Annotated in this window: 25 protein-coding genes; 13 read left to right on the top strand and 12 right to left on the bottom strand. The window is 68.7% G+C overall.

Features of this window, described 5'->3' with window-relative positions; translation table 11 throughout:
• Window positions 1-353 precede the first annotated feature (353 nt).
• Window positions 354-1088, top strand: coding sequence for a hypothetical protein (locus ACAM49_RS26645; protein WP_369638294.1), 735 nt, complete (start codon window positions 354-356; stop codon window positions 1086-1088).
• Between the two features lie 38 nt (window positions 1089-1126).
• Here the strand turns inward: ACAM49_RS26645 and ACAM49_RS26640 are convergent, their stop codons facing one another.
• Window positions 1127-1420 carry a DUF2537 domain-containing protein gene (locus ACAM49_RS26640; protein WP_051177863.1) on the bottom strand — a complete coding sequence of 98 codons (294 nt, stop codon included), beginning with the start codon at window positions 1418-1420 and terminating at the stop codon, window positions 1127-1129.
• Window positions 1417-2220 carry a TrmH family RNA methyltransferase gene (locus ACAM49_RS26635; RefSeq protein WP_369638293.1) on the bottom strand — a complete coding sequence of 268 codons (804 nt, stop codon included), beginning with the start codon at window positions 2218-2220 and terminating at the stop codon, window positions 1417-1419. Before ACAM49_RS26635 ends, ACAM49_RS26640 begins: the two co-directional genes overlap by 4 nt.
• A 90-nt stretch (window positions 2221-2310) precedes the next feature.
• Here ACAM49_RS26635 and ACAM49_RS26630 point away from each other — a divergent pair, with 90 nt between their 5' ends.
• Window positions 2311-2673: an FKBP-type peptidyl-prolyl cis-trans isomerase gene (locus tag ACAM49_RS26630; RefSeq protein ID WP_369638292.1), complete on the top strand. Its 363-nt coding sequence runs from the start codon at window positions 2311-2313 to the stop codon at window positions 2671-2673.
• 91 nt (window positions 2674-2764) lie between these two features.
• Here ACAM49_RS26630 and ACAM49_RS26625 read toward each other — a convergent pair whose 3' ends face one another.
• From ACAM49_RS26625 to ACAM49_RS26595, 7 genes are all read right to left on the bottom strand, one after another.
• Window positions 2765-3436, bottom strand: coding sequence for an RDD family protein (locus ACAM49_RS26625; protein ID WP_369638291.1), 672 nt, complete (start codon window positions 3434-3436; stop codon window positions 2765-2767).
• Between the two features lie 72 nt (window positions 3437-3508).
• Window positions 3509-3793: a hypothetical protein gene (locus tag ACAM49_RS26620; RefSeq protein WP_369638296.1), complete on the bottom strand. Its 285-nt coding sequence runs from the start codon at window positions 3791-3793 to the stop codon at window positions 3509-3511.
• Window positions 3794-3942: 149 nt separating this feature from the next.
• The gene (locus ACAM49_RS26615; protein WP_369638290.1) at window positions 3943-5103 is read right to left on the bottom strand and encodes a YhgE/Pip domain-containing protein; all 1161 of its coding nucleotides are present in this window, start codon (window positions 5101-5103) and stop codon (window positions 3943-3945) included.
• Between the two features lie 26 nt (window positions 5104-5129).
• Window positions 5130-6509, bottom strand: a complete 1380-nt coding sequence (locus tag ACAM49_RS26610) for a sensor histidine kinase (protein WP_369638289.1) — start codon at window positions 6507-6509, stop codon at window positions 5130-5132.
• Window positions 6506-7222 carry a response regulator transcription factor gene (locus ACAM49_RS26605; RefSeq protein ID WP_369638288.1) on the bottom strand — a complete coding sequence of 239 codons (717 nt, stop codon included), beginning with the start codon at window positions 7220-7222 and terminating at the stop codon, window positions 6506-6508. Before ACAM49_RS26605 ends, ACAM49_RS26610 begins: the two co-directional genes overlap by 4 nt.
• A 16-nt stretch (window positions 7223-7238) precedes the next feature.
• Window positions 7239-7625 carry a hemophore-related protein gene (locus ACAM49_RS26600; RefSeq protein ID WP_369638287.1) on the bottom strand — a complete coding sequence of 129 codons (387 nt, stop codon included), beginning with the start codon at window positions 7623-7625 and terminating at the stop codon, window positions 7239-7241.
• A gap of 115 nt (window positions 7626-7740) precedes the next feature.
• The gene (locus ACAM49_RS26595; protein ID WP_369638286.1) at window positions 7741-9876 is read right to left on the bottom strand and encodes an AMP-binding protein; all 2136 of its coding nucleotides are present in this window, start codon (window positions 9874-9876) and stop codon (window positions 7741-7743) included.
• Between the two features lie 339 nt (window positions 9877-10215).
• On the opposite strand from ACAM49_RS26595, the gene ACAM49_RS26590 reads away from it, so the two are divergent.
• From ACAM49_RS26590 to ACAM49_RS26565, 6 genes are all read left to right on the top strand, one after another.
• The gene (locus ACAM49_RS26590) at window positions 10216-13983 is read left to right on the top strand and encodes an ATP-binding protein (protein ID WP_369638285.1); all 3768 of its coding nucleotides are present in this window, start codon (window positions 10216-10218) and stop codon (window positions 13981-13983) included.
• Window positions 13980-14393 (top strand): roadblock/LC7 domain-containing protein, encoded by a 414-nt coding sequence (locus tag ACAM49_RS26585; RefSeq protein ID WP_029930951.1) that lies wholly within the window; start codon window positions 13980-13982, stop codon window positions 14391-14393. Before ACAM49_RS26590 ends, ACAM49_RS26585 begins: the two co-directional genes overlap by 4 nt.
• Before the next feature lie 7 nt (window positions 14394-14400).
• Window positions 14401-14775 carry a DUF742 domain-containing protein gene (locus ACAM49_RS26580; protein ID WP_033085504.1) on the top strand — a complete coding sequence of 125 codons (375 nt, stop codon included), beginning with the start codon at window positions 14401-14403 and terminating at the stop codon, window positions 14773-14775.
• Entirely contained in the window at window positions 14756-15358 is a 603-nt protein-coding gene (locus ACAM49_RS26575; protein ID WP_174391578.1) for an ATP/GTP-binding protein, read from the top strand. Before ACAM49_RS26580 ends, ACAM49_RS26575 begins: the two co-directional genes overlap by 20 nt.
• 81 nt (window positions 15359-15439) lie before the next feature.
• On the top strand, window positions 15440-17014 hold the full coding sequence (locus ACAM49_RS26570) for a carboxyl transferase domain-containing protein (protein WP_369638284.1): 1575 nt from the start codon (window positions 15440-15442) through the stop codon (window positions 17012-17014).
• A gap of 90 nt (window positions 17015-17104) precedes the next feature.
• Window positions 17105-17962: an aldo/keto reductase gene (locus ACAM49_RS26565; RefSeq protein ID WP_369638283.1), complete on the top strand. Its 858-nt coding sequence runs from the start codon at window positions 17105-17107 to the stop codon at window positions 17960-17962.
• 2 nt (window positions 17963-17964) lie between these two features.
• Here the strand turns inward: ACAM49_RS26565 and ACAM49_RS26560 are convergent, their stop codons facing one another.
• Window positions 17965-19095 (bottom strand): NAD(P)-binding domain-containing protein, encoded by a 1131-nt coding sequence (locus ACAM49_RS26560; protein WP_369638282.1) that lies wholly within the window; start codon window positions 19093-19095, stop codon window positions 17965-17967.
• 82 nt (window positions 19096-19177) lie between these two features.
• On the opposite strand from ACAM49_RS26560, the gene ACAM49_RS26555 reads away from it, so the two are divergent.
• The 4 genes from ACAM49_RS26555 (at window position 19178) to ACAM49_RS26540 (ending at window position 23866) form a co-directional block, all read left to right on the top strand.
• The gene (locus tag ACAM49_RS26555) at window positions 19178-19903 is read left to right on the top strand and encodes an enoyl-CoA hydratase (RefSeq protein ID WP_369638281.1); all 726 of its coding nucleotides are present in this window, start codon (window positions 19178-19180) and stop codon (window positions 19901-19903) included.
• A 41-nt stretch (window positions 19904-19944) separates the two neighbouring features.
• Window positions 19945-21066 (top strand): MBL fold metallo-hydrolase, encoded by a 1122-nt coding sequence (locus ACAM49_RS26550; RefSeq protein WP_369638280.1) that lies wholly within the window; start codon window positions 19945-19947, stop codon window positions 21064-21066.
• A gap of 36 nt (window positions 21067-21102) precedes the next feature.
• Window positions 21103-21411 (top strand): antitoxin, encoded by a 309-nt coding sequence (locus ACAM49_RS26545; RefSeq protein ID WP_369638295.1) that lies wholly within the window; start codon window positions 21103-21105, stop codon window positions 21409-21411.
• A gap of 139 nt (window positions 21412-21550) precedes the next feature.
• Window positions 21551-23866, top strand: a complete 2316-nt coding sequence (locus ACAM49_RS26540) for an ATP-dependent DNA ligase (protein ID WP_369638279.1) — start codon at window positions 21551-21553, stop codon at window positions 23864-23866.
• 1 nt (window position 23867) lies between these two features.
• On the opposite strand, the gene ACAM49_RS26535 is transcribed toward ACAM49_RS26540, so the two are convergent.
• Window positions 23868-24515, bottom strand: coding sequence for a cysteine hydrolase family protein (locus ACAM49_RS26535; RefSeq protein ID WP_369638278.1), 648 nt, complete (start codon window positions 24513-24515; stop codon window positions 23868-23870).
• 62 nt (window positions 24516-24577) lie between these two features.
• Complete coding sequence (locus ACAM49_RS26530; RefSeq protein ID WP_369638277.1) at window positions 24578-25579, bottom strand: SDR family oxidoreductase; 1002 nt, start codon at window positions 25577-25579, stop codon at window positions 24578-24580.
• A gap of 88 nt (window positions 25580-25667) precedes the next feature.
• On the opposite strand from ACAM49_RS26530, the gene ACAM49_RS26525 reads away from it, so the two are divergent.
• The coding region (locus ACAM49_RS26525; RefSeq protein ID WP_369638276.1) for a TetR/AcrR family transcriptional regulator at window positions 25668-26076 on the top strand (409 nt) is incomplete at its 3' end.

Genomic DNA, 26076 nt, shown 5'->3' with positions numbered 1-26076 from the left:
CCCCGGCGCAGCCCGCCGCGAAGCCGAACGCGCAGAAGCCGAATCGCGCCAAGCGCGGCGGCAAGGCCCCGATGCCGTCCTGGGAGGACGTGCTCCTAGGGGTCCGCAGCTCCGGTCACTAGACCAGTTCGAATTTAGAGGATGCTAGAGGGTTGCTACACCCTCTAGCACTCCGGTCTCCGGCACGCCGGGAAACGGGGTTGGCAACAGCGACATTTCGGCCGCCTCGGGGGTAGATTCATTTCTGGTGGCGGTCATTGCCGGGCCGATCCGCGTCGACGCCGACGTTCGGCCGCCGAGTATTGCTCAAAGATAGCCAGCTTGTGTGCAATGACTCGAGGGAGGTGACGTCGGTGCCGTCAACGGTCTCATCCCTGTGGTACGTCGACGCCCCCGATCCGGTGGCGGTGCTGCGCGAGCATCCCGGGCCCGATCCGGATGCCGCCTTCGCACTCGCCAAACAACTCAATCCGGACCGCGATGTGGTCCCGGCCGCGTCGGGCACCATGAAGGTCTGGGCCGGGCCCGATCCCGAATCCGTCTATATCGGTTGCTATCCCGGCGTCACCGTCGTCTGCTCGACCCAGGCCGCGCTGCCCCGCCCCACCAAACTGCCGGAACTGCTGGTGCGTCCGCTCGCCTCCGAGCACACCTTCCTGGTCTCCTACGACCTGTCGCTGGGCTGGGGCGCGTTCGCGGAATGGGAGCGCGGCGAATTCCGGCGCTCCTTCAGCGCCACCCGCGTCAATATCCTCGAGGACGAGGGCATGCCGCGGGTCTGGGAGCGGGAGTACTGGGCGGGCGAGCATCCCATCGAACTCGCGCCCGGCGAAATGCCGGACCCGCAATTGCTGCCCTTCGACCCGCCCGATTTCGCCGATTTCGCGAACCTGGAATGGCTCGGATTCCGTTATCGCGCCAAGACTTCCGCGGACGATCTGACCGCCGACCAGATCGAGGTGTGCGGTTTCTCGCTGTTCCCGAAGGGCGAGGCCCCCAAGGCCGCGCCCGAACCCGAACCGCGGCTCGAGGAGAACGGCAAGCGCGGCCTGCTGCGCTGGCTGCGCGGTCGCGACCGGGTGTCCTGACCGGCCGACCGCGCGTGGCCCATTTCGGCCCGGTTGGCTCAGAAGAGCAGCAGACCCAGCCAGCCCAGCAGTACGCCGATGCCCAGCCCCGCGATCACCCACCGCGTCACCGGCGCGTACCGCCACCGCCAGGCCGTCGGCGCCGCCCCGCCCACCGCGATCAGATTCACGATCACCGCCAGCGTCCAATGGATCTGGGCCAGCGCCGCCCCGAAGGCGTAGACGCCCACCGTGGTCAGCGCCGCCACCAGCGCCGTCGCGGCGATACCGGCCGCCCACGGGGTCGGCTCGGAATACCCGTATCCATACGGTCCGTCGGGCGGATGACTCACTCGGCTCGCACTCTCTCGTAGAAGGCCATGGCGGCTGCGGTGGCCACATTAAGCGAATCGGTGCCCGGCGTCATGGGGATGCGGGCCCGGATATCGCTGGCCCGCATGGTCTCCTCGGTGAGCCCGGGGCCCTCCGCGCCGAGCAGCAGGGCCACCTTCTCGCCGGTCATGGCGGTGGCGAGGGTGTCGGCATTGGGGTTCGGGGTCAGCGCGATGATCTGGAAACCCTTGTCCCGCAGGATGTCCAGTCCGTTCGGGAACGGCGGCAGCTGAGCGAACGGCACCCACAGCACGTGCCCCATGGAGACGCGCACGGCCCGCCGGTACAGCGGATCCGAGCAGCGGTCGCCGAACAGCACCGCGTCCGCGCCCAATCCGGCGGCATTGCGGAAGATGGACCCGATGTTCTCGTGATCGTTCACGCCCTCGAGCACCGCCACCGTCCTCGCGTCGGCGAGCACCTCGTCCACGCCGAGCTCCCGCGGCCGATGCGCACCGGCGAGCACGCCCCGGTTCAAATGGAATCCGACGACCTTCGCCATCACATCCGCGCTGGTCTGGTAATACGGAATATCGATTCCGGCCAGGTCCGCGGCCAGCTGCTCATATCGGTTCGCGACCCCGAACAATGCGAACGGGGTGAATCGTGACGCCAGCATGCGCTGCACGACGACCACGCCCTCGGCGATCACCAAACCCTTGCCTCCCGGCAGGTCCGGCCGCCGATCGGCATTGTTGAGATCGCGGAAATCCGCGACTCGGGGATCGTCCGGGTCGTCGATATCGATTACTTCGGCCACCCGGCCATTTTCGCCTCCCCTGCGGGCGGGGTTATGCGCAGGGCATAGGGTGATCTTCGATCCGTTTCCCCTAATCGAAGAGGACAGCCGATGAGCAACAAGCCGGAAATCGAGTTCCAGGACGGCCCCGCCCCCGCCGAGCTCGTGATCAAGGACCTCGTCGTGGGTGACGGCGCGGAAGCCAAGCCCGGCGACACCGTCGATGTCCACTACGTGGGCGTCGAGTACGACACCGGCGAGCAGTTCGACGCCTCGTGGGACCGCGGCGAGTCCATCACCTTCCCGCTGCGCGGCCTGATCCAGGGCTGGCAGGACGGCATTCCGGGCATGAAGGTCGGCGGCCGCCGCCAGCTGACCATCCCGCCGAAGCTGGCCTACGGCGAGTCCGGCGGCCACCAGCTCTCCGGCAAGACCCTGGTCTTCGTCATCGACCTGCTGGACGTCCTGAACTGACGCCGTCCGGTCGGCGCGGCAGCCCCATCGTGAATGCACTGCCCGCCCGCGCGATTCCGCGCGGGCGGGCAGTTTTCGCAGGTGGGTGCGGTCAGGTCTTGTCGACGGTGACCACGATGCTGTTCATGATCTTGTCGGCGAAGGTCTGGCGCTTGGCGTCCCAGAGCGGCCACAGCCAGCCGATATCGCAGGGCAGCGAGTCCACGATGTGGCAGAGCTGCCGGACGATCGTCATGCCGAAGCCCAGCGGCTGGCCGTCGGCCTCGCGGACCACCTTGATGCCCACGATCTTCTTGCCCGGCGTCTGACCGGTCTTGCCCTGCATGTACAGCAGGTACAGGCCGCCGAACAGGGCGATGGCCGCGCCGATCAGGATCAGCACGAACCCGCCGGCCGACAGCCCGCCCGAGCACGAGGTGCTGTAGGACGTGTCGGTGGAGTCGGTGACGCAGTCCATGTCCTTCGAGCCGACCGCGAAGCCGATGCCGTAGAAGATGGCCGCGGGCACGCCGACGATCAGCGCGTCGATGAGGTATCCGCCGACCCGCAGGATCCAACTGGCATACGGCGGTTGGGGATAGGCGCCGTAACCACCGCCGGGTGGGTAGCCCCCGGGCTGCCCGGGATATCCGCCCGCGGGCTGCCCGTAGCCGGGAGGCGGCTGCTGTCCATAGCTCGGTGGCTGTTGCCCGTAGCCGGGTGGCTGCTGCCCGTATCCGGGCTGCTGCGGCTGCTGAGAATAGGGATCGTTGCCGTACGTCATTCGTTCCTCCCCAGAGGGATGCGGGGGTGGGGCCCCCGCATTGTCTCGCGAACCACGCGGTTTTCTGGCGATTTACGAACCGACGACGGCATTCATGATGGTTCCGGCGCTGGTGGCGGTGGCGCCGCCCAGCATGGCGTTGGCGACCATCTTCGGCGAGGCCGATCCGCCGCCCCACTTCTCCCAGGCGAAGCGCCCGCCGCCGTAGGTGATGGCCGCGATGCCCGACATCTGGGTGAACCAGGTGAAGTAGCGGAACATCTTCATCATCTTGTCGGCCATGGGCGGGGTCTCCGCGGTGGGATTGCCGATCTGGGCCAGAACCGTGCCGTACATGTCGTGCGCGGCCAGCAACATGCTCACGATCGTTTCCTCTCCGGTACCGGGGCGCTGGGTGAAGCCAGGGAACGGATAGAGCGGACGAGATTCCGAAACGGGTCGATTAGAGCAATTCGGGCACAGTGTAACCCGATGAACCGCCGATTGTTGCTGACTGTTTGCGAATGTTATTTGCGAACGATGTCCACCGGGTCGGTGAGGGCGGCCGAAATGGTCACTTGCTGTGGAACTCCCAGCTGCGGCAGTGAGCCGAGCGCCTGATTTGTCTGGTTGCCCAGGGTTTTGGTTACGGCCTGCAATTGGGTGACGCCACCCGTGAGCGCCTGCATGGCCGCGATCAGCTGGGTGCCCGCCTGATCGGCGATGGCCGGAATCTGCTGTGCCAGCGACGCGCCCTGATTCAACTGGGTGCTGGCGTCGTTCAACTTGGCGGCGGCGTCGCGCAGCAGCTGCCCGACCGGCGTGTCCGGAGTGACTTGCGTGCCGGTCAGATTGGCGAAGCCGCTGAGCTGGGAATTGGCCTGATTGGCGACATTCTGCAGGCCGGTCAGCTGGGTGATGACATTCGCCAGCTGCGGATCGCTCGCGAAGGGCAGCGCCTGCAGGATCGGCACCACCAGGTTGAGCCCGTTGGACAGCGTCTCCGCCGACTGGGTGACCTGACCCATGGTGACGCCGGTCGAATCCAGCGCCGTGGCAAGCTGATTCGCCTGCGTGGTGGCGGCGGAGAGGGTCGAGTTCAGGGCGTCGATGCCCGAGGTCAGCTGTCCCGCACCGGCTTTCGCCTGATTCAGGAAGTCCATCATCTGATCCGCGCCGCCGCCGAACTGCGCGGCCCCGTCGGCCGCCGCCTGCACGCCCGCGCTGAGCAGTTGCGAGGTCCCGGCGATCTGCGATACCTGCAGGCGCGCGGTGTTCATGGTCGAGAACATGGTGTCCAGCCCGGCCGCGCTGATCTTCTTGGTCACCTCGTTGACCGCGTCATTGACCAGGTTCGGATCGGCGCGATCGTGCGTGGCTACGGTGACCTGCGCCTTGATCGGCTTGGCGGTGGCCAGCGACTTGATGTCGGCGGTCAGGTCGGTGGGCAGCGTGATGACCGCGGCGTAATCCTCGGTGCTCGCCTCGTCGACCACGTCCCAGTGCCGGGTTCCGCTGTCCTGCAACTCCTTCGCGATGCGCGCGCCCAACGGCCCGCTGTCGCCGTTGACGAGCGCGACCGCCGAGGGCGCGGAGCGCAGGCGCAGGACGCTGAGGGTGCCCGCGGTGACCGCGGCGGCGAGCAGCAGGACGATCAGGACCCAGCGGGTGCGTTTTCCGAACACCATAAAGACCGTAGAGGCCCCGATTGGCGCTACCTCTGATGGTTGTCTGAGAGTTCGGTAAAGACCGGTCGATCCGGAAGTTCCAGCACCAGCCGCACGCCGCCCAGCGCGCTGTCCTCGAAATAGGCCCGGCCACCGTGCAATTGCGCCTGCTGCGCGACCAGCGCCAGACCCAGGCCGGAACCGCCCTTGGCGGCATTGCTCCCGCGCACGAACCGCTCGAACACCGCCGCCCGCTCCTGCGGGGGCAGGCCGCGGCCATTGTCGTCGACGGCGATCACGATGCGCCCGTCCGGAAGCCGGTGCGCGGACACCACGGCGAAGGTGGCCCCGCCGTGCTTGGCCGAATTCTTCAGCGCGTTGTCCACCGCCAGCCGCAGCCCGGTGGGCAGGCCGCGGGTGACGAGTTCGGCATCGGTGTCGATGCGCACCTTCAACTGCGGGAAGTGCCGCATGGCGTCGTGGGCGGCGGCGTCGCAGAGTTCGGCGACATCGGTGACCACGTGGTCGCGGGCATTGGTGAGATCGCCCGCGGCCAGGCGTTCCAGCGCGGCCAGGGTGGTCTCGACCCGGTTCTGCCCGCGCTGCAGGTCGGTCAGGATCTCCCGGCGCTGCGCCTCGTCCAGGTCCAGGGTGCTGAGCACCTCGATGTCGGTGCGCATGGCGGTCAGCGGGGTGCGCAGTTCGTGGGCGGAGACGGCGGCGAAGTCGCGGGCGGTCTCGAGCGCGGCGGCGGTCTCGCCCTGCGCCCGGTCCACTCGTTCGAGCAGGGTGTTGACCGCCTCGGCGAGCTTGTCGGCCTCCTTCACGCCCGAACCTGCCACGGGCAGCGGGATTCTCGATTCGCCATTGGGGCCGCGGTCGTCCAGGGCGCGGGTCAGCTTCACGATGGGCCGGACCGCGCGCCCGCCGAGCAGCCAGCCCAGCCCGGCCGAGGCCGTCACCGCCAGTGCGGCGGCCAGATACACCCAGCGCCGCTGCTCGTGAATCGTCTCCTCGGTCTGATTGGTCGGAATGCCCAGGGACACAACGCGTCCCGCCGGTTGCGCCTCGGTGGTGGTGAGCACGCGGTAGGCATTGCCGTCCACGGTCACGGTGGCATTGCCGACCGGCAGCTCCGGCAGCCGCACCGGCGTACTGGCCATCGAGCCGTCCGCATTGCGCACGGTCAGTGCCATTTCCTTGTTGGGCGCGAGGATGTCGACCACATTGACCGCGAAGACCGGCTGGATCAGCACCAGCCGCGACACCATGGACAGCTGCTGATCGGCCTGCGCCATATTGCTGCGGCCGATGGCGTAGATGGTGATCCAGCTCAGGATGGCCACGATGATGGTCGCGCCCAGCGCCGCCGCCGCGGCGACGCGCACGCGCAGCGTGTAGGACCAGCGGCGGGCGGGTGACTTCATTTGGGTGCGCGCAAGACGAAGCCGACGCCGCGGATGGTGTGCAACAGGCGTGGGGTTCCGTCGATTTCGAGCTTGCGGCGCAGGTAGCCGACGAAGACGTCGACCACATTGGTGTCGGCGGCGAAGTCGTAGCCCCACACCAGTTCCAGCAGCCGTTCGCGGCTCAGCACCACGCCCGCGCTGCGGGCCAGGGTGGACAGCAGCTCGAATTCCCTTTTGGTGAGCTCGATTTCGGTGCCGTTCAACAGGGCGCGATACCCCGCGACGTCAACCTCCAAGGGCCCCACCGTGATAGCGCCCGGAATATTGGAGGCCGGGACATCGCTCCGCCGCCGCAGCAGCGCCTTGATCCGGGCCACCAGTTCGGCGAGCACGAACGGCTTCACCAGATAGTCGTCGGCCCCCGACTCCAGCCCCGCGATGCGGTCGTCGACCGAACTGCGCGCCGACAGCACGCAGATCGGCACCTCGTTGCCCATGGCGCGCAGCGCGGTCACCACGCCCGCGCCGTCGAGCACGGGCATGTTCATATCGAGCACGACCGCATCGGGGGCGGATTCGTTGACACTGCGCAGCGCCGCCGCGCCGTCCCGGGCGATCACCACCCGGAAACCGGACAGCCGGAGCCCGCGCTCGACCGATGCGAGAACATCCTCATCGTCATCGACGACCAGGACAGTGGGTAGCTCAGCGCGTTCGACCACGGACTCCATTTTGGCAGTCGCTACCTCAGTAGTTGTGGCAGGAGTCGGCGACCTGCTGGATGGCGGCGGCGATTCCTCCGGCGCGCGGGTCGCTGGCGGCCTGGTTCGCGGCGTCCGGGTTCTCCGCGAGATAGCGATCGAGCTCGGCCTGTCGCTCGGCGGGGGAGAGGTCGAACTTGGCCCTCAGTTCGGCCTTGTAGCCGGGGTTGGAGTCCAGGAACGAGGCCAGGGCGGGGGCCTTGTCGTGCAGCGCGGCGTCCACCTGGGTGAACGAGCAGGTCGAATTCAGCAGCGGGGCAACCAGATCCGCGGGGGACGCCGAGGCGGTGGCGGGAGCGAGGGCGAGGGCCACGGCGGCGACCGCGCCCGCGCCGAAGAGCACGCCAGCACGGCGGTTACGGATGAAGCTCATCATCAGCCTTTCCGGGTATGTCAGGCTGCGGGCCGTACGGCCCGCGCCCGCCCGACGCTAAACCACCCGGTTGGGACGTCGATGAGTGCTTTCTGAAAAAGCTCTGAGGTTGAGCTCAGCCTTGCGCGGTCGGATCGGTCGCCGAGGCGGGCAGACCCGGATCCAGCGTCGCCGGGTCGATGCGGGTGATCGGCATGGTGGCCGCGCTGGCCGCATCGGCGGCGGCGATGCGCTCCTTGTCCTCCATGAGCGTGACGGCGTCGCGGATCTGCTTCTCCAGCGTCGGCAGCATGGCGGCGTCATCGATGGTGGGCGGCACCTCGTAGGCGTCGCCCGCGGCGATCTGACGCATGGTGCGGCGCAGGATCTTTCCGGAGCGGGTCTTGGGCAGCGCGGTCACCGCGACCACGTCGTAGAGGGTGGCGATGGCCCCGACCCGCTCGCGCACCCGCTCGATGATCTCGGCGCGCAGCCGCTCGGGCTCGACGTCGACGCCGGCCTTGAGCACCACGTACCCGATGGGCCGCTGGCCCTTCAGCTCGTCCGGAATGCCGACCACCGCGGTCTCGGCGACCAGCGGATGCCCGGCGATGGCCGCCTCGATGCCGCCCGCGGACAGCCGGTGGCCCGCCATATTGATGACGTCGTCGCTGCGGCCCAGGACATAGAGGTATCCGTCCTCGTCGAAGAAGCCGGAGTCGCCGGTCAGGTAGTGGCCGGGATACGCGGACAGATAGGAACGCTCGTACCGTTCGTCGTCGCGCCACAGCGTGGTCAGCGTGCCGGGCGGCAGCGGCAGCCCGATCACGATGTTTCCTTCTGTATTAGGGGCGACCGCATTGCCCTCGGAGTCCAGCACCCGCAACCGGTAGCCGGGCACCGGCACCGACGCCGAACCGGGCTTGATCGGAAGCTGCTGCAGCCCGAGCGGATTGGCGCAGATCGGCCAGCCGGTCTCGGTCTGCCACCAGTGGTCCACCACCGGGCAGTCGGGACGGTTGGCCAGCAGGGTCTCGACCGCCCATTCATAGGTGGCCGGATCCAGCCGCTCGCCCGCGCAGAACAGCGCCCGCAGCCTCGACAGGTCGTGCCGGTGCGCGGCCGCGGCCTCCGGATCGGCGCGGCGGATGGCCCGCAGCGCGGTCGGCGCGGTGAACATGATGTCCACCTTGTACTCGTCCACCAAGCGCCAGAAGGTCCCGGCGTCCGGGGTCCCGATCGGCTTGCCCTCGTAGAGGATGGTGGTCGCCCCGACCAGCAGCGGCGCGTAGACGATGTAGGAGTGCCCGACCACCCAGCCGATATCGGAGGTGGTGAGCATGGTCTGCCCGGGGCCGACCTCGTAGATATTGCGCATGGACCAGGCCAGCGCCACCGCGTGCCCGCCGTTGTCGCGCACCACGCCCTTGGGTTTCCCGGTGGTTCCCGAGGTGTAGAGGATGTAGAGCGGATCGGTGGCGGCCAGCGAGACCGGGTCGGCCGGTTCGGCGTCGACCATCGCCTCGTCCCAGTCGATCCAGCGGGCGGCCACGGTCTCCGAGGAGGCGGGCAGATGCTCGGTGGCCTCCTGCACGGCCGGAAAACGAATGGTGGGGAAGCCTTCTCGCTGCTTGACCAGCACGGTCCGGGGCGCGGTGGTCGCGGCCAGATCCAGGGCGGCCAGCACGATCGGCGGATATTCGATGCGGCGGCCCGGCTCCAGCCCGCCGGATGCCGTGATAATCAGCACAGGTTCGGCATCGTCGATGCGGGCCGCGAGCTCATGGGCGGCGAACCCGCCGAAGACCACGGAGTGCACAGCGCCGATGCGGGCGCAGGCGAGCATGGCCACGACCGCTTCCGGAATCATCGGCATATAAATGACGACCCGATCACCGGTCTTGACGCCCAATCGGAGCATGGATCCGGCAAATCGGGCGACTTCGTCCAGCAACTCCCGATATGTGTAGATCCGCCTGGACCCGGTCATAGCGGAGTCATATATTAGGGCGGGCTGTGCGGCGCGACCCCCCTCCTGACCGTTGGTCGAGCCGTCGGGAGCTGTGATCTCGCGCACATGCCGATCCAGCGCATTGTAGGAGGTGTTGAGGCGAGCGTCGGGGAACCACCGCGCCGTCGGACGGGCCGCGGTATCGAGAATCTGGGTGGGAGGCACATCCCAGCTGATGGATTCGGCCGCGTCGCGCCAGAACTCCGAGGGATCGACCAGGCTCAGCTGATACGCCGGTCGGTACTCCTGCTTCGCGTTCAACCCGGTGACTCCCTAGCTCCGCCATGTGTCCTTGAGATGCGCTGAGATGCCCGCCTCGATAGATCGACCTGATTGTGGCAGACTTCACGCGACGTCCGGGCGGACGCCGCGACCTTTGATTTTGCCTGCAAACGGCAGGTCAGGGACCGGTGGTTGCCAAGAGGTCACACAAGAAGTTATTGATCCGTTAGAATCGCATGTCACATATTTCGGCCGTCATGGACGCAATTTCTCGGCCAGCCGCCGTTCTCGGTCAGCTCCGTCTGTCGAGCCAAGCGTGCGATCGCGGAGGCTCGCTGATGGCGCGTGGCTGGGGCCAGTTTGGAAAGTGAGTGGGAGATGCGTGACGCCGCTAGGTCCGGCAGCAATAAGCGCTGGGCGCTGAGCAACTGGGACCTGCGATGGAAGGTCACGGCGGTGCTCGCCGTGCCGCTGTTGGTCGCGGTTGTGCTGGGAGCGTCCAGGATCTCGGCCGAGTTCGCCGATTCATCCCGGCTCTCGACGGCGACCGACCATGTCGGGGTGATCCCGGCGATCACCGGTCTCAGTGCCGACGCGGCGCAGGTCGCCGGCGGTCAGATGGTCATGCTGGGCCCGACCCAGTCGCTGACCTCGGATCCGGAACTCGCGCAGCTGGATATGGCGATCTCCTTCGCCGAGAAGGCCGCCGCGCGGCTGAGCGACATTCCCAGCGCCCGCCAGGCGCTGGACGAGATGATCGTGGGCGCCAAGGCCATCCGGTCGCAGGGCCTGGCCCCGTCCAAGTCGATTCCCGACACCGTCGCCCAGGTCGAACGGATCCGTGGCAACAGCGTCAAGACCGTGGAGAACATCGTGTCCACGGTCGCGGACAAGACCGTGGACACCTCCAAGCTGCGCCTGGTCGACTCGCTGAACTCGCGCTGGATGCTGTTCAACGAGGTCGCCGGCATGGCCGAGGCGCTACGCAACAACCCCAAGGATGGCCTCAAGGACATCCAGATCGGCGTCAATACCGAGCGGCAGATGCTGGCCGTGCTGGCGCACCGCTTCTCCGACGGCGACCCGATCATCGCCGACCTACAACGCGGCGCCGACACCCGCGTGCAGCTGGTCAACGGCCCGCAGGCGCAGGCCGGTCAGCTGCCGGTGGCGGAGCTGAAGGATTCGCTGGTCGCGAGCATCAACAGCTATCAGACCATCGCCACCAACGCGACCAAGGACATCGTGTCCCGAGTCGACGAGCTGGCCTCGAGCGCCCGTTCCGGCGCCATCCGGTACTCGATCATCGTGATCGCCACCATCCTCGGCGCCATGGCGCTGGCCGTGCTGATCGCGCGCGCGATGATCGTCCCGCTGCGCCGTCTGCGCCTGGCCGCCCTGCGCGTCGCCGAATACGACCTCGGCCAGGAAGTCTCCTCGCTGCGTGACGGTGCCGACCCCGAAGACGTTCCGCTGGAACCGATGCCGGTGCACACCGACGAGGAGATCGGCCAGCTGGCCCGCGCCGTCGACGACATCCACGGTCAGGCGCTGCGCCTGGCCGCCGACCAGGCCGCCATGCGTACCCAGGTCAACGACATGTTCGAGACGCTGGCCCGGCGCTCCAAGTCCCTTGTCGACCACCAGCTCTCGCTCATCGAGGCCATGGAGTACGACGAGAAGGACCCGCGCCTGCTCGAGAACCTCTTCCGCCTCGACCACCTCGCCGCCCGTATGCGGCGTAATGGCGACAACCTGCTCATTCTGGCCGGTACCAAACAGCGCCGGACCAAGTCCGCCCCCGTCGAGATCGCCGACGTGCTGCGCGCCGCCATCTCCGAGGTGGAGGACTACGAACGCGTCAAACTGGGTGCGACCCCGCGTGGTTCGCTCGTCGAGCCCGCCGCCTCCGACCTCGCGCACCTGTTCGCCGAGCTCCTGGACAACGCGCTGCGCGCCTCTCCGCCGGAGACCGACGTCAAGTTCACCTTCGCCCAGGCCCACGATCAGGGTCTGCTGATCGAGGTCGCCGACCGCGGTATCGGTATGCCCCCGGCCGAAATGGCCGAGATCAACCGGCGATTGGAGGCCGTGGCCGAGGTCGGCCCGGACACCGCGCGCCACATGGGTCTGTTCGTGGTCGGCCGCCTGGCCGAGCGCCACGGCCTGACCGTGCGCCTACGGCCCACCTTCGACACCGCCCGGGACCCGGGTGTGACCGTCACCGTGCACGTGCCCAAGCCGCTGATCGTGTCGGCGGGCGGGGCCATCTCGGTGCCGCCGCAGCCGCAGGACGCGCCGCAGCGCCCGCAGCCGGCTCCGGCCGGTGCGGCGCAGGGCGCGGGCAACCAGGCCGGTGCGCCGTCCTCCATGCAGATGCGCGCGGTCACCCGCACGGCGACCGGCAATGTCATGGTCACCGTGGATCCCGGTGGCAGCGGGCCGATTCCGGCGGGCACGGCGGCCGGGACCGCCGCCCCGACCCCGGCCGCGGCCAGCGCGGCCACCGGTCTGCCCACCCGGCAGCCGGGCGCCCAGGTGCCCGGCGGGCTGCCGGTGCGCCAGCCGGGCGTGAACGGCCCGACCGTCAAGCACACCGTGTCCGCGCCGGGTGGCGCGAGACCCGGCGGACTACCCCAGCGGGATCCGGGCGCGCACGGTCCGGCCGCGCCCTCGGCTCAGCCGGGTGCGAATCTGCCGCAGCGTGGCCAGGGCGAGGCCCCGGCACAGCCGCGGGGCGGTCTCGCCGCCAATATGCTCAAGCGCCAAGGCGCCCCGGGCGGCATGCCGCCGCGGCCGGGCGCACCGGGGGAGCCGGGAGCCGCGCAGCGCGGTCCGGGCCAGGGGGGTCTGCCGCAGCCGGGTCAGTCCGGTGCGATGCCGCAGCGCAATCCTTCCGTCGGTCTGCCGCCGCGTGATGGCGGAGCGTCCCAGCGTGATTCGGGACCGGGTGGTCTGCCGACGCGTCAGCCGGGTGCCAATGGCGCGCCGGGCCGGGAGCCGGGTCTGGGTCAGCCGCAGCGGGGTGCCGCTTCGGGTGGTCTTCCGACTCGTGAGCCGGGTAGCAATGGCGCGCCGTCGCGTGACCAGGGCGCACCCGGTGCGCCGCAGCGTGACTCGGGTCCGACTCGTCGTGAGCCCGCGGCCGGTGGTCTGCCGCAGCGTGATTCGGCTTCGGGTGGTCTGCCGCAGCGTGACGGCGGTCTGCCGACCCGTCAGCCGGGTGCCAATGGCGCTCCGGCTCAGCGTGGCCCGGGTGCGCCCGGTATTCCGCAGCGTGGCGCCGCGGCCCAGCAGGATTCGGAGCGTCCGGGTCTGCCGCAGCGCGATGCGATTCCGCCGCGCGACGGTGGTCTCCCGCAGCGGGGTGCCGCTTCGGGCGGCCTGCCCCAGCGCGACGGCGGCCTGCCGCAGCGTGGCGCCGCTGGTGCCGATCCCTTGTCGGGCGGCCTGACTCAGCGTGATCCGCTGTCCGGTGGCCTGCCCCAGCGCGGTGCCGCGTCGGGCGGTCTGCCGCAGCGTGGCGCCTCGAAGCCGGATCCGCTCTCGGATCCGCTGAGCGGCCCCCTCCCGCAGCGGGATTCGGTGCTGCCGCAGCGCGGCGCGAACGGTCTGCCCCAGCGGGATCCGGGTGCGGTGCTGCCGCAGCGTCCCGCCCCGATTCCGGGTGTCGGCCTGCCGCAGAACGGCACCGAGGGTGTCAAGGAGCCAGGACGCCACAGCTTCAAGTCGAACCCGACCAAGGCGGCGTCGTTCTTCCAGACGCGGCTGCAGCCGGCGGACGCCCCCGGCGATTCCGTCATGGGCGGCACGCCGATTTTCGCCGAGATGATGTCGGCGTGGCTGTCGGATCCGAATGCCGACCGGTCCCAGGTGGCCGCTTCCTTCGAATCACCGGGCGACGAGGGCTGGGTGGCCGCACGGCGCGCCATCGAGACCACGCCGGACAAGCGCACCGCCGCCGGTCTGCCGCAACGTGATCCGGGCAACCGACTTGTGCCGGGCGGTGTCAACGGAAACGCTGACAAGGCCGCCCACCGAGACCCAGAATCCATCAGGTCAAGCTTGAGTCGTCATCAGCAAGGCGTCCGGGATGGCCGCGCCATGAGAGCAATGAACCTAACCGGAGATAAAGGAGACCGATGAACCCCGATCTAGGTGGTACGAAGCGTCAGCTGGATTGGCTGGTTTCGAATTTCGCCAATGAGGTTCCCGGCGTTGCGCACGCGGTCCTGGTATCCGCTGACGGCCTGCTCATGGCCGCGAGTGCGCAGCTGCCCGTGGACCGAGCCGAACAGCTGTCCGCGGTGACCGCGGGGCTCGCGAGCCTCTCGGTGGGTGTGTCGAACTTGTTCGAGGGCGGCACCGTGTTGCAGTCGGTGGTCGAGATGGAACACGGCTATCTGCTGCTCATGGCGGTCGGCGACGGCTCTTACCTGGCGGTGCTGACGAATACGTCCTGCGACATCGGCCAGGTGGGCTACGAAATGGCGTTGTTGGTCGAGCGAGTGGGCCAGACGGTTCAGGCCACACCTCGCGTCACGATGGGTTCCTGATGGCGGGATGGACATAGACAACGAACGCGTTGGGAGCGCCGAACCGAGCCTGGTTCGCCCGTATTCACTGACGGCCGGTCGCACCCGGCCGAAGGTGGAGCTCGCCTTGGAGGCGCTCGTCGCATCGCATCCGGTCGCCCTCGAGCGGCAGTTCGAACTCACCAATATCGAGACGTCAATCGTGGAGTTGTGCAGAGAATCGCCGTCGGTCGCCGAGGTGGCCGCGCGTCTGGGCATCCCGCTCGGTGTCGCGCGGGTGCTGGTCGCCGACCTCATCGATGCCGGCCATGTGCGGGTATCGGCGACTTTGAAAGACGATTCCAGCGACGATGAACGTCGCGAGCTGATCGAAAGGGTTCTCAGTGGACTCCGGCGTATTTGATTCGACGACACAGGTCGACACGCGCACCAGCAAGCCCACGTCGGCCAAGATCGTCGTGGCCGGTGGTTTCGGTGTCGGCAAGACCACCCTGGTCGGTGCCGTGTCGGAGATCGTTCCGCTGCGCACCGAAGCTTTGGTGACCAATGCGAGTGTCGGCGTGGACTCCCTGACCGGGGTCCCGTCGAAGGCCACCACCACGGTGGCCATGGACTTCGGCCGCATCAGCCTGGCCGACGACCTGGTGCTGTACCTGTTCGGCACGCCCGGCCAGTACCGCTTCTGGTTCATGTGGGACGACCTGATCAAGGGCGCCATCGGCGCGGTGGTGCTGGTCGACACCCGCCGGTTGGAGGACAGTTTCGCCGCCGTCGACTACTTCGAGGCGCGCAACCTACCCTTCCTGGTGGCCATCAACGAATTCGATGATGCGCCACGGTATCCCGTCGAGGACATCCGCCAGGCCCTGGCGGTGCCCGCGGACGTGCCGATCCTCTCGATCGACGCCCGGCGCCGGGAACCGGTGAAGCAGGCCCTGGTCGCCGTGACCGAGTACGCGCTGCGCAAGGTCGTGCAGGGTTACTGAGTCGTTCGGGGCACCGAAGGACTGACACACCCGGCCACCGCCGTCGGCCGTAGCGACGACGGAGCCGGTTACGCTCGCGCTGTGAAGATCTCGGCGCGGGAGTTGCTCGGGGAATTGCTGGATCCCGGTTCCTTTGTGAGCTGGGATCGTCCGCCCGTCGAGGTGGCGGCATCGCCCGGGTATCGAGACGAGTTGCTGGCTGCCGCGGCAACGGCGGGCACCGATGAAGCGGTGCTCACCGGGGAGGGGTTGCTGCGCGGACGGCGGGTCGCCGTGATCGCGTGCGAATTCGCGTTTCTGGCAGGGTCGATCGGCGTCGCCGCGGCCGAGCGCATCGTGACGGCGGTGGAGCGCGCGACCGAGCTGGGTCTGCCGCTGCTCGCCTCCCCGACCTCCGGCGGTACCCGAATGCAGGAGGGCACAGTCGCTTTCGTGCAGATGGTGAAGGTGGCCGGGGCCATCGCCACGCACAAGGCGGCGGGGCATCCGTATCTGGTGTATCTGCGCGATCCGACGATGGGCGGGGTGTTCGCCTCGTGGGGATCGTTGGGGCACATGACCTTCGCCGAACCGGGCGCACTGGTCGGTTTCCTCGGGCCGCGAGTGTACAAGGCGCTCTACGGAAAACGGTTCCCCGACGGCGTGCAGACCGCCGAAAACCTTTACCGCAACGGCGTTATCGACGGTGTGGTGCCGGTGTCGGTGTTCCGGCGGATCGTGCACCGCACGCTCACCGTGCTCTGTGACGGTCCGCTGTCCCTGCCCGAAAAGGCAAGCGACCCAACGCCGCCCGCGTCCGGCCGGGGCTCGTTCCTGGCGGGCCCGCAGGAGCGCGGCGGCCCGGCGGTGCGGGACACCACCGAGGTGATCGCCTGGCAGACGGTGCTGATCTCCCGGCGCGGTGACCGCCCCGGCATCCGGGAACTCCTGCGCCACGTCACCGACCGGGTTCCATTGTCCGGCACCGGACAAGGCGAGCTGGATCGCACGGTGGCCCACGCGCTGGCGCGTTTCCGCGGCCAGCCGTGCGTGGTCTTCGGCCACGACCGGGCGGGCCAGTCGCCGGAGCACACCATGGGCCCGGCGGCCCTGCGGGAGGCGCGCCGCAGCATGCATCTGGCCGCGGAGCTGCAGGTTCCGCTGGTGCTGGTGATCGACACCGCGGGCGCGGCGCTCTCGCGCGAGGCGGAGGAGCGCGGGCTGGCACCCGAGATCGCGCGCTGCATAGCCGATCTCGTCACGCTGGACACCCCGACGATCTCGGTGCTGCTCGGCCAGGGCAGCGGCGGCGGCGCGCTGGCCCTGCTGCCCGCCGACCGGGTGCTGGCGGCCGCCAACGGCTGGCTGGCCCCGCTGCCGCCGGAGGGCGCCAGCGCCATCGTGCACCGCGATACCGGGCACGCGCCGAGAATGGCCGCTGCCCAGCGCATTCGCGCGGTGGATCTGGAGGCCGACGGCATTGTCGACCGCATCGTGCACGAGTATCCGGACGCCGCGGAGGAGCCGGTGGATTTCGCGCTGCGCATGGTGGAGTCGATCGCCGAGGAGCTGGCGGCGCTGGCCGCGCGGCCCCGGCCGGAGTTGCTGGCCGCCCGCCATCGGCGCTATCGCCGCTTGGGGTTGGCCGCGGCGAAATCGGACGGGTTGCGAAGCTGATTATTAGCTGACGCCGAATGAGTTTGGCGCAGGACTTGCGGACCAATCGGTCGGTTGACGGCACGGACCTGCGCTTCTAACTTCGGAATGGTGACTTATCGGTGCGAGACCAGCGACATTCCAGCGATCGTTCTCAGTGACGGCCAGGTCATGCCCAAACTGGGGTTCGGGGTGTACAAAGTCGTCGGCGACGAGGCGGTCGGCACCATTTCCACGGCCCTCGAGCTCGGCTACCGGAGCATCGACACCGCCTCGTTCTACGGCAATGAGGCGGAGGTGGGCCGGGCCATCCGGGAATCCGGTCTGCCGCGCGATGAGGTCTTCGTCACCACCAAGCTGTGGAACGCCGACCACGGGTACGACGCCGCCCTGCGCGCGTTCGACGCCAGCCTGGAGCGACTGGGCCTGGACACCCTCGACCTGTTCCTGATCCACTGGCCGCTGCCATCGGCCGACCTGTACGTCGACACTTTCCGGGCGCTGCAGTCGCTGAAGCGGCAGGGCCGGGTGGTCTCGATCGGGGTCTCCAACTTCACGCAGCGGCATCTGGAGCGGGTGATCGGGGAGACCGGGGAGGTCCCGGCCATCAATCAGGTTGAGCTGCACCCGTATTACGCGCAGTCGGAGCTGCGGGCCTTCCATGCCGCGCACGGCATCGTGACCGAGGCGTGGAGCCCGCTGGGTCGCGGGGCCGAGTTCAACGATTCGGTCATCATCGCGCTGGCCGACAAGCTCGGCCGGACGCCCGCCCAGATCATCCTGCGCTGGCACATGCAGCTCGGGAACGTGGCCATTCCGAAGTCCACGACGCCCGCGCGCATGGCGGAGAATCTGGCGGTCTTCGACTTCGAGCTGACCGGGCGCGAGATGACGCAGATCGCGGGCATCGACAAGGGTGCCCGGCAGGGCGCGGATCCCGACGTCATGGATATGGGCGCGCCGGTCTGAACTCAGCTCGCCGCCCGCGTGGGAAGGCCCAGGTAGGAAACCAGCTCGACGGCGGCGGCGCGGCCCGCGCGGTTCGCGCCGATGGTGCTCGCGGAGGGGCCGTAGCCGACCAGATGGATGCGCGGGTCGGCGTCGACCTGGGTGGCCAGGTGGCCGGCCATCTTGATGCCGCCACCCGGCCCGCGTAGTCGCAGCGGGGCCAGGTGGTCGAGGGAGCTGCGGAAGCCGGTCGCCCACAGGATGACGTCGGCGCGCTGGAAAGTGCCGTCGGCCCAGCGGATTCCGTCGGGCTCGATCCGCTCGAACATGGGGTGGCGGTCGAGCACGCCGCGCGCCTGCATGGCCTTGACCCGAGCGTCCTCGCGCAGGCCGGTCACCGACACCACCGAGCCGGGCGGAAGTCCGCGTCGCACACGGTCTTCCACCATGGCGACGGCCGCGCGGCCGTCCTCGGGCGCGAATTGTCCACGGCGGAAGACGGGTTCGCGACGGGTCACCCAGGTGGTCGTCGTGACCTGCGAAATCTCGTCCAGCAGTTGGATGGCCGTGATTCCACCGCCCACCACGACCACGTGCTTGCCGTCGAATTCGGTTGCGGTGCGGTAATCGTGGGCGTGCAGCTGGCGACCGGCGAAGGTCTCCGCTCCCCGGTAATAGGGAATGAACGGCTTGTCCCAGGTGCCGGTCGCGTTCACCAGTCCGCGCACCTTCACCGTCGCACCCGGTTTGATCTCCGCGTGCAGCAGCCCGTCGACCTCCTGGTTCGGGCAGGTGGCGGAGGTGGAGCGGTCGCAGACCACGGTGACCGACACCGGCCGGTGCACCCGCAGGTCGAAGCGCTCCTCGTACAGCGCGAAATAGTGCGGCACGGCCGTGGCCGCCTGGGCGTTCTCCGCGCCCGCGGGCAGCGTCTCCTGGAAGGACATGCCCGGAAGATCGTGCACCCGATTGACGTTGCTCAATGTCAGTGACGGCCACCGGAACTGCCACGCTCCGCCCGGGGCGGGGGAGTGGTCGACGATGAGGAAGTCGCGTTCGGCGCGCAGTCCGAGGCGGTGCAGGTGGTAGCCGACCGATAAGCCGGCCTGCCCGGCACCGATTACGAGGATGTCGACATCGGGTGTTGCGGTCACCGACCCGACGGTACGGCAACTTAGAGTGAGAGCCGATCAAGGGTACGTAGCGCAGGTGAGTTGCACAGTGGGGAAGGGACACATGCTGGGAATCAGCCGCGATGGCGAGGTCGTCACCATCGAACTGCAGCGTCCGGAGCGCCGGAACGCCCTGAACAGCGAGCTCATCGGCCAGTTGCGCGCCGCGCTCGAGGAGGCCGCCGCATCGGCCCGGGTGATCGTGCTGACCGGTCAGGGGCCGCTGTTCAGCGCCGGCGCGGATCTGGACGGGGTGTACTCGGACACGTTCCTCGAAGGACTGCTCGGTATGTTGCGCACCATCGAGACGATCCCGGTGCCGGTGATCGCCGCGATCAACGGCGGCGCGCTGGGTGCGGGCGTCCAACTAGCCCTGGCATCGGATCTACGTGTGATGACCGACGATTCGTTCATCGCCATCCCCGCCGCGAAACTCGGTATCTCCGTTGACCGTTGGACCGTGCGACGGCTGTCGAACCTGATCGGTCCCGGCCCGGCGCGCACCATTCTGCTGGGCGCGGAACGGGTCTCGGCCGCCGATGCCTACAACTTCGGCTTCGCCAACCGGATCGGCACCCTGGCCGACGCGCAGGCCTGGGCCAAGCAGATCGCCGAACTCGCGCCGCTGTCGTTGCGGCACATGAAGCTGGTCTTCAACGACGACGACACCCGCGGCCCCGATACCGCCGAGCAGACCGCGGCCCTGGACGCGGCGTGGCAGAGCGACGACGCGCAGGAGGCGCGCGCGGCGCGCCAGCAAAAGCGGCCCGCGAAGTTCGAGGGCCGATGAACGGGCGGCGCGTGACCGCGAATTCGCGGAAACTGGTAGGTATGGCTGCGGGTGCATTCGGTATTTCCTGGTTGGTCCGGGCGGCGTGGGGCATTCCCTCCGCCATGGGCGCGTCCATTTCCGCCATCGCGCCGACCGCGCACGGTTCGGCGTCCTATCGCAACAAGCAGTTCCACAACACGGAGCCGAGTTCGCAGCTCACCGGGTCGCCGGTCGAGCTGATGTATCAGCTGGTCACCCAGCGCAACAACGGCCGCCCGCCCGGTGAGATCCCGCTGGTGACGCCGGAACTGCCCAAGCAGGCCGCCGATCTGGCGGTCACCTGGTACGGGCACGCCACCTGCCTGGTGGAGGTGGACGGCTACCGGGTGCTGGCGGATCCGGTGTGGAGCGAACGGGTCTCGCCGTCGCCGCTGATCGGCCCGGCCCGGCTGCATCCGGTGCCGTCGCCGCTGTCGGCGCTGCCGCCGCTGGACGCGGTGCTCATCTCGCACGACCACTACGACCATCTCGATCGCGACACCGTGATGGGCCTGGTGGACAGCCAGGACTGCGTGTTCATCGTGCCCATCGGCATCGGCGCGCATCTGCGGCACTGGGAGGTGCCGGAGGCGCGCATCGTCGAATTGGATTGGGCGGCTTCGGTTTCGCTCTCCGAGCTGGAGCGCGACCACGGCGACGGCACCGATCTGGTGATCACCTGCGCGGAGGCGCGGCACTTCTCGGGTCGCGGCCTGGTGCGCAACACCACGCTGTGGGCCTCCTGGTCCATCGCCGGTCCGACCCGGCGGGTCTACTTCGGCGGCGACACCGGCTACACCAAGGCGTTCGCGGAGGCGGGCGCGCGGCTGGGCCCGTTCGATCTGACGCTGCTGCCCATCGGGGCCTACGACCGGCACTGGCCGGACGTGCACATGAATCCCGAGGAGGCGGTGCGCGCCCACGCCGATCTGTGTGTCGGCGATCCGGGCTACGGGCTGCTGGTGCCGATCCACTGGGCCACCTTCAATCTGGCCTTCCACGGCTGGTCGGAGCCGGTACGCCGGCTGGTCGAGGCGGCCGGCGCGGCGGGGACACGCATCGCCGTGCCGAAGCCCGGGCAGCGGATCGACCCCATTGGCCTGCCACCACGGGAGACGTGGTGGGAAGATGTTCGCCAATAACTGGACCGAGATTGAAGGAGCACGGCTGTGGGTCTCATGGACACGCTCAAAGGCTTGGTCGGCAAGGGCAAGGAAGTGGCGGCCCAGAACGCCGAGAAGATCGAACAAGCCGTCGACAAGGCCGGAGAGGTAGTCAAGGGCAAGACCGGCGGGAAATTCGACTCCCAGATCGACAAGGGCGCGGAGGCGGTCAAGAACGCCATTCCGACCGACGGACCGGGCGAGGCCGCGGCTCCGGCGGAGGCGCCCGCCGAACCCGCGCCCGCCGAGGCGGCGGCCGAACCCGCCCCGGAGCCGGCCCCGGCCCCGGAACCCGCTCCCGAGGGCGACAAGCCCGCGGAGTAGTCGTAGTACCGGTCGTTTCGACGGGCCGTTCGGGTCACCGCTGCTGACCTGAACGGCCCGTTGGTTTTTCGGTTCATAGTCACAGTGCGGGTATTGCCGGTTGCGGTGATTTGTCGGTGGGGGCACCTAGACTGCTGTTATGGGGTCCCGCAGGGATTTCGGGGGTATCGAGGTTGGGCTGACCAACCTCGACAAGGTGCTGTATCCGGCCGTCGGCACCACCAAAGGCGAGGTCATCGACTATTTCACGGCCATCGCCCCGGCCCTGCTGCCGCATATCGCGCAGCGGCCGGTGACGCGCAAGCGGTGGCCGAACGGGGTCGAGGAGCAGTCCTTCTTCGAGAAGAATCTGGCCGAGCACGCGCCGAAGTGGTTGGAGCGGAGGACGGTTCAACATTCCGACCGGCCGGTGGTCTATCCGCTCATCGACAATGTCGCCGGAATGGCGTGGCTGGGGCAGCAGGCGGCGCTGGAACTGCATGTGCCGCAATGGCGTTTCGACGGGGCCGAGGTCGGGGACATCACCCGGCTGGTCTTCGATCTGGATCCCGGGCCGGGGGCCGGGCTGGCGCAGTGCGCGGAGGTGGCGCTGATCCTGCGGGATGTGGTGCGCGACGTGGGGCTGGAGGCGTATCCGGTCACCAGCGGCTCCAAGGGAATTCACATCTACGTGCCGCTGGATCGCCGGCTCGGGCCGAACGGGGCGTCGGCGGTGGCCAAGCAGGTGGCCACGAATCTGCAACAGCTGCGGCCGGAGCTGGTGACGGCGAACATGTCCAAGGCCGCGCGGGATCGAAAGGTGTTCCTGGACTGGAGCCAGAACAATCCGGCCAAGACCACCATCGCGCCGTACTCGCTGCGCGGGCGCGCCGAGCCATGGGTGGCCGCGCCGCGGGCGTGGGAGGAGATCGAGAAGCCGAAGCGGTTGCGGCACTTGCGGTTCGAGGAGGTGTTGCGGCGCTGGGAGGAGCAGGGGGATCTGCTCGAGGGGCTGGACGAGCCGCTGCCCGAGGCGGAGGAGGTCGAGTCCGCGGAGCCGGATGAAGAAGCGTCCGACGCGGTTCCGGATCGGCTCGACAAATACCGGTCCATGCGCGATCCCGGGCGCACCCCGGAGCCGGTGCCGCCGGACCCGCCGGTGGCCGGGTCGGGGGACCGGTTCGTGGTGCAGGAGCATCACGCGCGGCGGCTGCACTGGGATGTGCGGCTGGAGCGGGACGGCGTGCTGGTGTCGTGGGCGGTGCCCAAGGGCCCGCCGACCGATACCGGCGAGAACCGGCTGGCCGTGCACACCGAGGATCACCCGATGGAGTACCTCACCTTTCACGGGACCATCCCCAAGGGTGAGTACGGCGGCGGGGAGATGACCATCTGGGATACCGGCACCTACGAGACCGAGAAGTGGCGCGACGACGAGGTTATCGTCTGGTTCCGTGGAGAACGGCTCAACGGGCGGTACGCGCTGATCCAGACCAACGGTAATCAGTGGCTCATGCACTTGATGAAGGATCAGACGCCGCCCGGGACGGAAGGCAATGGGGCGCCCGCGGTTTCGAAGCCGCGCACACCCGCGCCCATGCCGCACGGGTTGTCGCCCATGCTGGCCACGCCGGGCGATGTCACCACCCTCGATGCCGAGCACTGGGCGTTCGAGACCAAGTGGGACGGGTTCCGGCTGATCGCCGAGATCGAGGACGGCGCGGTGACCTTGCACAGCCGCGCCGGGCACGTGGTGACCGGGAAGTATGCCGGCTTGGCCGTGCTGGGCTCCGAATTGTCCGGGCACAGTGCGGTTCTCGATGGCGAGGCGGTGGTCTTCGACGACCACGGCGGAGCCAATCTCGGCCTGCTGCGCGAGGATTCGAAGCGCGCGGTCTTCCTCGCCTTCGACGTGCTGTATCTGGACGGCACCTCGCTGGTCCGCAAGCGCTACGACGATCGGCGGCGGGTGCTGGAAGCCCTTGCGGGGAAGGCGCGTTCGCTGATCGTGCCGCAGCAGCTGAAGGGTTCGGGCGCGGAAGCGCTGCGCTACAGCCAGGATCACGGCATGGAGGGTGTGGTCGCCAAGCGGCGCGATTCCATCTACCTACCCGGGCGGCGGGGTCAGTCCTGGATCAAGACCCGGAACTGGCGGACCCTGTCGGTGGTGGTCGGCGGCTATCGCCGTTCGGAGGTGCGGCAATTCGCCTCCCTGCTGGTCGGGGTGCCGCACGACGGCGAGCTGTACTACCTCGGCCGGGTCGGCACCGGGTTCACCGAACAGGAGATGAGCGACCTCTTCGACCGCCTGCGCCGCCTGGAACGCAAGACGCCGCCCTTCGACAACGACCTCACCGCCGACGAGCGCAAGGACGCCGTCTGGGTGAGTCCGAAGCTCACCGGCACGGTCCGCTTCATGAACTGGACCGAGACCGGACGCCTCTGGCATCCGGCCTGGATTCCCAGCTCCGACTGACCTATTCGGCCGTCTTCTCGAGCAGCGGCACGATGGTGTCGATATCGGTGACGATCGCGTGGCCTTGGAATTCGAATTCCTCCCAGGCACGCTGCTTGCCGGGCTCGTCCTTGCCGCCGACCGCGTCGCGCACCACGATCGGGAGGAAGCCCAGATCGGTGGAATGGGTGACGGTCGGGGCGATCCCGATCTCGAGCGCCACGCCGACGATGGCGTACGCCCCGATGCCGAGGTCGCGCAGTGTGGAGGCCAGCGGGGTGCCCTCGAAGGCGGACATCGAGGTCTTGTCGAACACCACCTCGCCCTGCTGCGGCCGCAGTTCCGGAACCAGCTCGAATCCCGGTGTGTCCCGCTGCAGGATCGGCACCACCTGCTCGACGGAATCCGCGCCCTGCCAGTTCATCGCCATGCGCAGCGCGAACGTGCCCATGAGCCGTTTGGGCAGGAAGAAGTGGCGCAGGAAGATCACCGGGTAGCCGCCGCGCCGGGCCGCCTCGACCACCTTCGCGACCCGCTCGGTGATCCGCGGCCCGTCATCCAGCTGGCCCAGCACCCCGACCTGCATGTCGTACACGATCAGCGCCATCTTCTCCGGCGCGCACACATCCTCGAGCGTCTCCGGAATCGCCAGCCCGTTCCCGTGCCGCATAAACCCTCCGCAATCTCCCTGTGCCCCACCTTCTTTCGAACCACCCTACCCTCGGTCGGGAATCAGGCGGCGCGGGATTTGGGAGTACCCGGGTCGGTGACCAGGCCGAATTCGATGAGGGCGGCGGCGGTGTCGAGCAGGGAGTCCGCGACCGGACGCATCCGCCAGCCCAGTTCCTTTTCCGCCTTCGCGGCGGTCAGGCGCTCCTCGCGGCCGAGGTAGCGGACCGCGGTGCGGGCGTCGGCATTGAAGCGGGCGCTGAGGCGGACCAGCCAGTCGGGCAGGACACGGGTCGAGACGCGATAGCGGCGGGCGAGGATCTGGGCCATCTCGGGAAAGGAGATCTCGTCTCCGGCGCAGATGTAGCGATTGCCCGCGGCCTCGGGGGTTTCCATGGCCAGGCGGTGGGCGACGGCCAGGTCGCGGACGTCGACCGTGGCGAAGTTGAGGCGCGGGACGCCCGGCATGTCACCGGCCAGCAGGGTGCGGATGCCGCCGACGGAGGTGCCCGCCTCGGGGCGCAGGATCGGGCCGATGATCATGCCCGGATTGATCACGGCCACTTCGAGTTCCGGATGCTCGGCGGCGAAATCCCAGGCGGCGCGTTCGGCGAGGGTCTTGGACTTCTCGTACGGCTCGCAGACCGCGAGGTCGGACCAGTCGGCCTCGGTGAGCAGGCGACCGCGATTGCCGACCTGGACGGCGGCGATGGACGAGGTGATCACGACCCGCTCGACACCGCTGGCGGCGGCCGCGCGCAGGACGCGCAGGGTGCCGTCGACGGCCGGGCGGATCAGCTCGTCCTCGTGCTTCGGCGCATCGGAGGGGAACGGCGACGCGGTGTGCACCACGTAGCGGCAGCCCGCGACCGCCTCCGCCCAGCCCCGGTCCGCGCCCAGATCGGCCTCGACCAATTCGACGCCCGGCAGGACGTCGGCCACCTCGGCCGCCCGCTTGACCGACCGCACGGTGCCGCGCACCCGGTAGCCGCGCCCGAGCAATTCCTGGATGACATGCCCCGCGACGAATCCGGAGGCGCCGGTGACGAGAACGAGATCGGACATGGGCCATACCCCAATCTGAGCAGTGTTTAGAATCTAAGCAATGTATAGATTGCGAGGCCGTGAGCCGTCAACCCCTTACGCTCATCCCATGCCGCCCAAGGACCGCTATCACCACGGAGACCTCCGCGAGGAACTGCTGCGCGCCTCCCTGCAGCTGATCGAGTCCGAGGGCCTGGCCGCCGTCAGCCTCCGCAAGGTCGCCCGCGAAGCGGGCGTCAGCCCCGGCGCCCCCTACCACCATTTCGCCGACCGCGCCGCCCTGATGTCCGCCCTCGCCGCCCGCGGCTTCGAAATCCTGGGCGCCGCAATGACTTCCGCCCGCGAATCAGCCCCCACCCCCCGAGCCGCCCTGATCGCCATGGCCACCGGCTACGTCGACTTCGCCCGCGACCACCCCGCCTACTTCCGAATCATGTTCCGCCCCGAGCTCTCCCAGCCCGAAAAGCACCCCGCCACCGAAGCCGCGGGCGACGCCGCCTTCGCCGTCCTCGAATCCC

Source organism: Nocardia sp. JMUB6875 (genome assembly GCF_041154655.1).
Classification (GTDB): Bacteria; Actinomycetota; Actinomycetes; order Mycobacteriales; family Mycobacteriaceae; genus Nocardia.
This window is presented reverse-complemented; position numbering and strand designations above follow the sequence as displayed.